This is a genomic window from Actinoplanes sp. NBRC 103695 (genome assembly GCF_030269485.1).
Lineage (GTDB): Bacteria > Actinomycetota > Actinomycetes > Mycobacteriales > Micromonosporaceae > Actinoplanes.
This window is the reverse complement of sequence record NZ_BSTL01000005.1, coordinates 35561-44912: the sequence shown is the minus strand read 5'-3', so window position 1 is coordinate 44912 and position 9352 is coordinate 35561. Positions and strand designations below refer to the sequence as shown.

At 72.6% G+C, this 9352-nt stretch carries 4 protein-coding genes and 1 pseudogene; 4 read left to right on the top strand and 1 reads right to left on the bottom strand.

Annotation, left to right across the window (positions count from 1 at the left end):
• From QSK31_RS09075 to QSK31_RS09060, 4 genes and pseudogenes are all read left to right on the top strand, one after another.
• Positions 1-844: pseudogene (locus QSK31_RS09075) on the top strand (DAK2 domain-containing protein); the annotation flags it as partial.
• On the top strand, positions 841-3096 hold the full coding sequence (recG, locus tag QSK31_RS09070) for an ATP-dependent DNA helicase RecG (RefSeq protein WP_285682758.1): 2256 nt from the start codon (positions 841-843) through the stop codon (positions 3094-3096). The pseudogene QSK31_RS09075 and the gene recG, both read left to right, overlap by 4 nt.
• Entirely contained in the window at positions 3093-3422 is a 330-nt protein-coding gene (locus QSK31_RS09065) for a DUF952 domain-containing protein (RefSeq protein WP_285682756.1), read from the top strand. Before recG ends, QSK31_RS09065 begins: the two co-directional genes overlap by 4 nt.
• The gene (locus tag QSK31_RS09060; RefSeq protein ID WP_285682755.1) at positions 3419-3886 is read left to right on the top strand and encodes an ATP-binding protein; all 468 of its coding nucleotides are present in this window, start codon (positions 3419-3421) and stop codon (positions 3884-3886) included. Before QSK31_RS09065 ends, QSK31_RS09060 begins: the two co-directional genes overlap by 4 nt.
• On the opposite strand, the gene QSK31_RS09055 is transcribed toward QSK31_RS09060, so the two are convergent.
• Entirely contained in the window at positions 3852-9332 is a 5481-nt protein-coding gene (locus tag QSK31_RS09055; RefSeq protein WP_502872918.1) for an ATP-binding protein, read from the bottom strand. The genes QSK31_RS09060 and QSK31_RS09055 overlap by 35 nt on opposite strands.
• Between the last annotated feature and the right edge of the window lie 20 nt (positions 9333-9352).

Below are 9352 nucleotides of genomic sequence, written 5' to 3'. Positions count from 1 at the left end.
AGGCGGCGAACGCGCCCGAGATCAGCTGGGCGGCGAGCGCACCTGGGACGGGCTGGGCGGCGAGCACGCGCATGAGCACGGCGGGGACGGGCTGGACGGACGGGACGGGCTGGACGAGTTGGACGAGCTTCCGGCGGAGCCTCGACGGCGGGTCGATGACGCGGACGGGCGGACGGCGCGGGCGGACGGGCGGACGGCGCGCGGGGCCGTTGTCGTGGCCGCCGGGGACGGGCTGACGGCGTTGTTCGTGGCGGAGGGGACAGTCGTCGTCGACCGGAACCCCTCGATCGCCGAGATGATCGAGGCGATCGAGCGGACCGGCGCGGGCCGGGTCGTGCTGCTGCCCAACGATGCCAACACTCACGCGGTGGCCAGTGCGGCGGCGCGTGAGGCCGCCGAGCGGGGGATCCGGGCGAGTGTCGTGCCGACCTCGTCGCCGGTGCAGGCGATGGCCGCCCTGGCCGTGCGGGATGCGGGGCGGTCGTTCGCGGACGACGTGATCGCCATGGCCGAGGCCGCGGGCGCCTGCCGGTACGGCGAGGTGTGCACGGCCCGGCGGGAGGCGCTGACCGTCGCGGGGCGGTGCCGGCCCGGTGACCTGCTCGGGCTGGTCGACGGCGAGGTGCACATCATCGGCGACGACCTCGCCGAGGTGGCCTGCCGGCTCGCCGACCGGATGCTCGGCGGCGGCGGTGAGCTGGTCACGCTGGTGCTGGGCGCGGACGCGCCGGCCAGCCTGGACGGGCGACTGAGAGCACACATCAGCCAGGGCTGGCCGTTCGCCGAGGTGCAATCCTTCACCGGTGGGCAGCCGCGTTACCACCTCTTGGTAGGAGTCGAGTGAGCGAGACGACGACCGCCGCCACCACGACCACGACGCCGCTCGGCAAGGTGCTCGGCGACAAGACCGCGAAGGCGCTCGCCGAGCATCTGGACCTGCACACCGCAGGCGATCTGGTCTACCACTTCCCTCGGCGCTACGACGAGCGTGGCGAGCACACCGACATGCGCAAGCTCGAGGTCGGCGAGCAGGTCACGTTGCTGGCGCAGGTGCGCTCGATCAATGTGCGGCCGATGCGGCAGCGCCGCGGTTCGATGCTCGAGGTCACCATCGGCGACGGGTCCGGCGCCACGCTCAGCTGCACGTTCTTCAATCAGGCGTGGCGGCAGCGCGAGCTGCGTACCGGAAGATGGGGTCTCTTCGCCGGGAAGGTGACCGATTTCCGGGGCAAGCGGCAGCTCAACGGCCCGGCCTACCAGCTGCTGTCGGCGGACGCGACGGAGGACGAGGCGGCCGAGGAGATCGAGGAGTTCGCGGGCGCGCTGATCCCGGTCTACCCGGCGGCGCAGGCGGTGCCGACCTGGGTGATCGCCAAGTGCGTGCGGACCGTGCTGGACACCTTTCAGCCGCCGGACGACCCGCTGCCACCGGCCACCCGGGCGACGAACAGCCTGGTGGGCATCGGGAAGGCCCTGCACGAGATCCACCGGCCGAGCTCCAAGGAGGACATGTACCGGGCGCAGTACCGGCTCAAGTGGGACGAGGCCTTCGCCGTACAGCTGACTCTGGTGCAGCGCAAGGCCCGCGCGGCCGCCGCACCGGCAATCGCGCGACCCCCCGCCGAGGCCGGTTTGCTCGCGAGGTTCGACGCGTCGCTGCCCTACGAGCTGACCGAGGGCCAGCGCGACGTCGGGGTCGAGATCGCCGCCGACCTGGCCCGGCCGCACCCGATGCACCGGCTGCTGCAGGGCGAGGTGGGTTCGGGCAAAACCTTGGTTTCGGTACGCGCGATGCTTCAGGTCGTCGACGCCGGTGGGCAGGCGGCTCTGCTCGCCCCCACCGAGGTGCTCGCCACCCAGCACTTCCGCGGGATCAGCGCCCAGCTCGGGCCGCTCGGCCGGGCCGGTGAGATCGACGGTGGCCCGGACGGCACCCGGATCACCCTGGTCACCGGTTCGCAGGGGGCGAAGGCGCGGCGGGCGGCGCTGGCCACGGTCGCGGACGGCACCGCCGGCATCGTGATCGGCACCCACGCCCTGCTGTACGAGGGGGTGGACTTCAAGGATCTGGGCCTGGTCGTGGTGGACGAGCAGCACCGCTTCGGGGTGGAGCAGCGGGACGCGTTGCGCGCGAAGGCCGCCCAGCCGCCACACGTGCTGGTGATGACCGCGACGCCCATCCCCCGCACCGTGGCGATGACGGTCTACGGCGACCTGGAGACGTCGGTGCTGTCCCAGTTGCCGCGCGGCCGTTCGCCGATCGCCTCGCATGTCGTGCCCGCCCTGGAGAAACCGGCCTTCCTGGACCGCGCGTGGCGCCGGCTGCGCGAGGAGGTGCAGAAGGGCCATCAGGCGTACGTGGTGTGCCCGCGGATCGGCACCGGGCCCGGCGACGACAACGAGGACGGCGAGCCGCTGAGTGACGCTGCCTTTAGTCCGGCCAAGGGTGGTGGCGGGGCTGCGGACGGCGAGTCGACCAAGCGGCCTCCGCTGGCCGTGACCGAGGTGGCGCCGATCCTCGAGGAGGGGCCGCTCAAGGGACTGCGGATCGGCGTGCTGCACGGCAAGCTGCCGGCCGACGAGAAGGACGCGGTGATGCGCTCGTTCGCGGGCGGCGACCTGGACGTGCTGGTGGCGACCACGGTGATCGAGGTGGGCGTGGACGTGCCCAACGCCACCGTGATGATCATCATGGACGCCGACCGGTTCGGCGTCTCCCAGCTGCACCAGTTGCGGGGCCGGGTGGGCCGGGGTTCGGCCGCCGGCATCTGCCTGCTGGTCAGCGAGGCAGCAGAGGGGTCGAACGCCCGGGAGCGGCTGGAGGCGGTGGCGTCCACCACGGACGGCTTCAAGCTTTCCGAGATCGACCTGGAGCAACGCCGGGAGGGCGACGTGCTGGGCGCCTCGCAATCCGGGAGGCATTCGCATTTGCGCTTGCTGTCGCTGCTGCGGGACGAGAAGCTCATCAAGGAGGCGCGCGCCGAGGCCGCTTCACTCGTCGAGGACGATCCGACGCTGTCGCGCTACCCCGCGCTGGCCGCGTCGGTGACCGCGCTGGTCGACGAGGAACGCGCCGAGTTCCTGGAGAAGGGATGATCTACCACTTCTGCCGGCGGGCCGACTTCGCCGCCGACGCCGAGCTCTACATCACCGAGACATTGTCGACGCAGGGGTTCATCCACTGCTCGCCGCGCGACCACGTGCATGTCCCGGCGACGATCCGTGCCCGCGGCCAGACCGACCTGGTGGTGCTGGAGATCGACGAGAAACGGCTGCCGAAGCCGCCGGTCTGGGAGGACGGCGACCCGCCGGACCCGGACGGGCGGTTGTTCCCGCACGTCTACGGCCCGATCCCGACGGCGGCCGTGGTCGCGGTGCACGAGCTGCCGCCCCGCCCGGACGGCTCCTTCGCGCCGCTGTGACCGTCTTCATCACCGGGATGTCCGGTGCGGGCAAGTCGACGCTCCTGGCGGAACTGGCCCGTCGCGGCCGCCACGTGGTCGACACCGACTACGGCGGCTACGCGGTGGAGACCGCCGACGGTCAGGTGTGGATTGAGGCCCGCATCAGCGAGCTGCTCGACGAACACCCGGACTATGTGGCCGGCTGCGTACCGAACCAGGGCGTGTTCTACCCGCGCTTCGCCGCGGTGGTGCTGCTGAGCGCGCCCCTCGAGGTTCTCCTGGAACGTGTGGCCGCCCGCACCACGAACCCCTTCGGCAAGACACCCGAGCAGCGGGCCCGGATCGTCGCGGACCACGCCGAGGTCGAGCCGCTGTTGCGGGCGGGCGCCACAGCCGAGCTGGACGCCCGCCAGCCACCAGCGGACCTGGCCGACGAGATCGAGGCGATCAGCGCTTCAGGCCGTGCTCGATCGCCTCGATGATGCGTGGCCGCAGCTCGGCGGCCTTGATGATGGCGTCCACCGACCCGACGTCCACTGCCCGCTGGATGCTGTGCACCCGGTCGAACTCGGCGGCCACCTCGCTCACCTTCTCCGCCCGCACCGCCGCCTGCACCTCGGCGAGTTCCACGTTCAGGGCCGCGCGGTCGGCGCCGCTGGCGGCGGACACCCGGGACACCAGGTCGGTGACCCGCGGGTCGTTCGCCGTGCGGTTGTTGACCTCGCCCGAGAAGACCACCGCCGCCGCGGGGGCGCCGCCCAGCACCGAGGCGAACGAGCCCTCCAGCGCCAGCACGGTCATGTTCGGGTTGAGCGCCTTGGAGAACACCACGAACGCGCCGCCGTGGTAGCGGGAGATCACGCAGAACACGATCGGGCCCTGGTAGTTCACGATCGCCCGGCCGATCTCCGCGCCGTACTCCAGCTGGAGCTTGAGCAGCGACTCCGGTGAGCCGTCGAAGCCGGACAGGTTGGCCAGCACCACCAGCGGGCGGTTGCCGGACGCCGCGTTGATCGCCCGGGCGGTCTTCTTCGACGACTGCGGGAACAACGTGCCCGCGGTGTAGGTGTCCGGCCCGTCGGTGGGCGGGAACCCGCGGCGCGGCACCGAGCGTGACTCGATGCCGATCAGGCAGACCGGCCAGCCGCCGATGTGGGCGTCCTGCACGACCGAGGTGTCCGCGTCGGCCATCCCGGCCCAGCGCTCCAGCACCTGGTGGTCCTGGTCGGCGAGGGCGCGCATCACCGTACGGATGTCGAAGGCCTTCTTGCGGTCGGGGTTGTGCGTCGCCGAGAAGATCTGGCCGACCGTGGTGAAGTCGCTGCCCGCGAAGGTGTGCGGGTAGCCGGAGACGTCCCGGTCGGCCGGATCGGTGGTGGTCGCCCGGCGCGGACCGGCCTCGCCCGGCACGACGTACGTGTGGTCGTAGTGCGCCATCAGCACGTCGCGGGCGGACGCCAGGTCGGGCGCCCAGTACTGCGCCTGCCCGTTCGGGCCCATCACCCGGTCGTAGCCGCCGATGCCGTAGTTGTCCTCGGCGGACACGCCGCCGGAGAAGTCCAGCGCCTGCTTGCCGGTGAGCACCATCGCCGAGTCCGGGGTCATGACCAGGACGCCCTTGGTGTGCATCAGCATGGTGGCCTCGGCGTTCCAGTACGGCTGGGCGCCCACGTTGATGCCGGTGACCACGACGTTGATCTCGCCGCCGTCCTGGGTGAACGTGACGATCCGCTTGAGCGCGGCGGCCACCCAGTCCATGTTCTCGGTGCCGGAGCTCATCGAGATCCGGGCGCCGGCCGACAGCGCGAACCACTCCAGCGGCACCCGCATCCGCTCGGCCAGGTCGAGCGCCGCGATCACCCGCGAGCACTCCGGCTCGGACAGCGCGCCGAGCGCCTTGGTCGGGTCGCCGAGCAGGATCACCCGGCTGACGCCCTCCGGGTGACGCGTGGTCGGCGTGCTGACCACCCCGGCGACGATGGCCGCCTTGTTGCGGCCGGGCTGCCGGTCCACCGGCACCAGGACGCCCGCCTCGTCGAGGTCGTGCTCGACGAAGGTGCCACGCGGCCCGGCCAGCATGCTGGTCAGCTCGTACGGGTAGACGTTGCCCCGGCGGGCGGCGCGCAGCACCTTCTGCCGGTAGTCGTCGAGCGGCTGCACCGGGTCGGTGGTCGGCTTGTCGACGTGCAGCCGGGCGCCGTCCCGCGAGTCGATGGTGATCCGCACGGCGACCTCGCTCAGCTCGCCGGACGCCCCGCGCTGCCGGGCGAGGAACTGGACCTCCTCGAGGCCCGCGCCGGCCGTGGTCGGCAGGATGCGCTGCACCAGGGCGTTGAGCTCCTCGGGCGACAGCTCGGTGGACGGCCAGACGTACATCATGATCCGGTTGGTGTCGAACCGCTTGTTCTGCGGCCGCTGCGCCTGGATGTTCCGGATCGCGTCCAGGCCCGCGGTGATCGCGTCCTCGACCGCCGGGAGCGCCACCAGCCGGCCGTCGGCCTCGCGCAGCGGCGTGAGGTCGCGCACCTGGCCCATCGCGATCAGCCGCTCGTCGGCCGGGTTGCTGTGCGCCACGGCCTTGAAGAGGTAGATCTCCTCGTCCGCCGACGGCAGCCGGGTGAGGTGGAACTCGCGCAGCCGCTGGAGCTGGAGGCGCCGGGCGATCTGCGGGTGCAGGCCGCGGATGAGCCGGTCCTCGACGAGACCGGGTCCGGCCTCCGACGGCCGGAAGGTGAAGTGGTGGTGCATCACGCCGCTGCTGCCGGCGATCGTGGTGGTGATCCGGCGCACGCCGGCCGGGAGGGAATGCGCGGCCAGGAACTCGGCGAGCCGCGCCGCCATGACGTCGACGTCCTCCGGCTGGCCGTCCCAGGTCATGTAGAGGTCGGCGACCAGCCCGCGGTCCTCCACGTCGGCCGCGAAGGCGCCGACCGCGGCGATCGCGGCGGGCAGGGCGGCGATGTCGACCGCGGTGGTGACCACCCGGGTCACCCTGTCCGGGGCGGTGTGCCGGGCGACGACGAAGCGGCAGCCGCCGGCCTCCTCGGTGACGATGCCGGAGAGCGACCTGTTGCCGTAGTAGCGGCGGGTGACCACCTCGAGCAGCGGGCCGAGGTCGCGGCCGGGCCGGCCGACGCGCTGGCCGATCAGCCGGACCAGCGGCTCGGAGCTCGCCACCATGGCCTGGATCCGCTCGTCGCGGTCCGGCGCGTCCGGGTTCTGGTCCAGGTGGCGCAGGTGGTTGCGGACGGCCGCGTACACGGTCGCGCGGGTACGCCGCAGCAACGGCTGGGCGAACCACCGGAACACCACGCCGCGGGCCAGGTCGGACAGGGCCGGGAAGCGGACCTGGGTGGCCTCGACGACGTGTTCCAGGGTGAGGCCGGCGGCCTCATCGAGCGGGGCCGCCGGCGGCGGTCCGGCGATCCACTGCCGGAGCAACTCGGACACCACCGAGACGTCGGCCGAGATCCGCTGCTGCGCCAGGAAGATGCGGAAGACCGCGGCCTCCAGCTCGGGCGTGCGGTCGAGGCCGATGACGCCGTAGTGCGCGAGCACCCGCTCCAGGCGGGCCTGGAAGGCCTCGGTGACCCCGGCCCGCTCGACGTCGAGGCTCTTCAGGTAGCTGTGCAGGTATTCGCGCGGGCTGTGCACCGGGCTGCCCGGCTCCAGCTCGATCTCGCCGCCGGGCTTGTTCCGGCTGAGCTCGAGCAGGTCGGCGAAGACGGTGAGCAGGCCGACCTCGCCCGCGCTGACCCGGCCGCCGGACTCGGCCCGGGCGGCCAGGTAGCCGGTGAGCACCCGGCCGCGGTCCTGCGGGTCGACGTCGAAGCCGAGCAGCAGGCTGCGCAGGTCTTCCAGGCCACGCGTGACGCGCTCGGCCGCGGGCGGGTGTGCCGCCTCGGGGGGCAGGTCGATGATGCCGTCCGCGGCGGCGGACTCCTCCTCCGCGTCGCCGAGGGGCTCCAGGCGCAGCACCGGCGCGCCGGTCTCGACCTGGCTGCCGACCGACACCGGCAGCTCGCGGACCCGGGCGCGGAACGGGGCGCGCAGGACGTTCTCCATCTTCATGCTCTCCAGCACGAGGATGGGCGCGCCCGCGTCGACGTCGTCGCCGACCGCCACCGGGGTGGCGACCACCAGCGCGGGGGCGGGAGAACGCACCACGCCGCCCTCGTCCCGGCTGACCCGGTGCGTGACGCCGTCGATCTCGACCAGGTGGATCGGGCCGTGGGTGGCGGTCACCAGGCGGAAGCGGTGGCCGTTGACCAGCATCCGGCCGCTGTGCTCGTCGTACCGCTCGATCTCGACGTCGGCGGGATACACCTCGGCGCCGCTGGAGATGCCGACCCGGAACCGGGTCTGGCCGACCCGGAAGACCCGCACCCGGTAGCTCGCCCCGCGCAGCTTGAGGTCGAGGGGCCGTCCGCTGTCGTGCCGGACCTGCGGGCGTCCGCCGTGCGCGGTGGCCAGCAGGCGCTGCCGGCTGACCTCTTCCTCGTCCTCGTACGCCTCGATCGCGGCGGCGGCCAGCGCTACCGCGGAGTGCCGGTGGCTGACCAGCCGGCCCTCGGCGCGCACCCGGTCGATCCAGCCGGTGTCGGCGCTGCCGTCGATCACCTCGGGCTGGTCGAGCAGGTCGAGCACGAAGCTCTTGTTGGTGGCGCCACCCTCGATGATCACGGTGGTCTCGGCCATCGCCCGGCGCAGACGGCCGAGCGCCTCGTCACGGTCCCGGCCGTACGCGATGATCTTGGCGATCATCGAGTCGAAGGCGGCCGGGATGGTGTCGCCCTCGGCAACGCCGGTGTCCACCCGGATGCCCGGGCCGGCCGGCAGCACCAGGCGCGTGATCCGGCCGGGCGAGGGCGCGAAGTCCCGGTCGGGGTCCTCGGCGTTGAGCCGCGCCTCGACCGCGTGCCCGCTCTCCGGCGGCTGCGGGCCCTCGAGCCGGCCGCCGCCCGCCACGTGCAGCTGCAGCTTGACCAGGTCGGTGCCGGTGGTGATCTCGGTGATCGGGTGCTCGACCTGGAGGCGGGTGTTGACCTCGAGGAAGGCGAACAGCTTGTCGGCCGGGTGGTAGAGGAACTCGACGGTGCCGGCGCCGCGGTAGCCCACGGCCAGGGCCAGGCGTACGGCCGACTCCTTGAGCTCGGCGGCCTGGTCCGGGCTCATCACCGGGGAGGACGACTCCTCGATGATCTTCTGGTTGCGGCGCTGCACCGAGCAGTCCCGCACGCCGAGCGCCCAGGCGCCACCCTGCCCGTCGGCGATGAGCTGCACCTCGACGTGCCGGGCACCGATCACCAGGCGCTCCAGGAAGACCACGCCGGAACCGAAGGCACGCAGCGCCTCCTGGCTGGTGCGCTCGTACGCGTCGGTGAGATCCGCCGCCGAGTCGACCCGGCGGATGCCCCGTCCGCCGCCACCGGCGGTCGCCTTGAGCATCAGCGGGTAGCCGATCTCGGCGCCGGCCCGCAGCGCCTCCTCGAGGGTCGCGACCTCGCCGCGGCTCCACGGCGCGACCGGGACGCCGACCTCCTCGGCGATCAGCTTCGACCCGATCTTGTCGCCGAGTTTGCGCATCGCCTCGGCGCCCGGCCCGACGAAGGTGACGCCGATCCGGTCGCAGAGCTCGGCGAACGCCGGGTCCTCGGCGACGAATCCCCAGCCGACCCAGGCGGCGTCGGCCCGCACCTCGACCAGTGCGGCCTCGAGGAGGGCGTGGTTCAGATAGGGGCGGCCGGACGCGGGGCCCAGCGGGTAGGCGACGTCGGCCTCCCGGACGAACGAGGAGTTACGGTCCTCGTCGGTGTAGAGGGCCACCGTCTCGATCCGGGCCCCCGTCTCGGCGGACAGATCGCGGACGGCATGGATGAGCCGCATCGCGGCCTCTCCACGATTGACGATGGCGACACGACTGAACAACGGTTGAGCCCTCCACTTGT

What these genes read in the sequence shown, in the direction of transcription:
- QSK31_RS09065 (WP_285682756.1), top strand. Translation starts at nt 3,093, where the DNA reads ATGATCTACCACTTCTGCCGGCGGGCCGACTTCGCCGCCGACGCCGAG.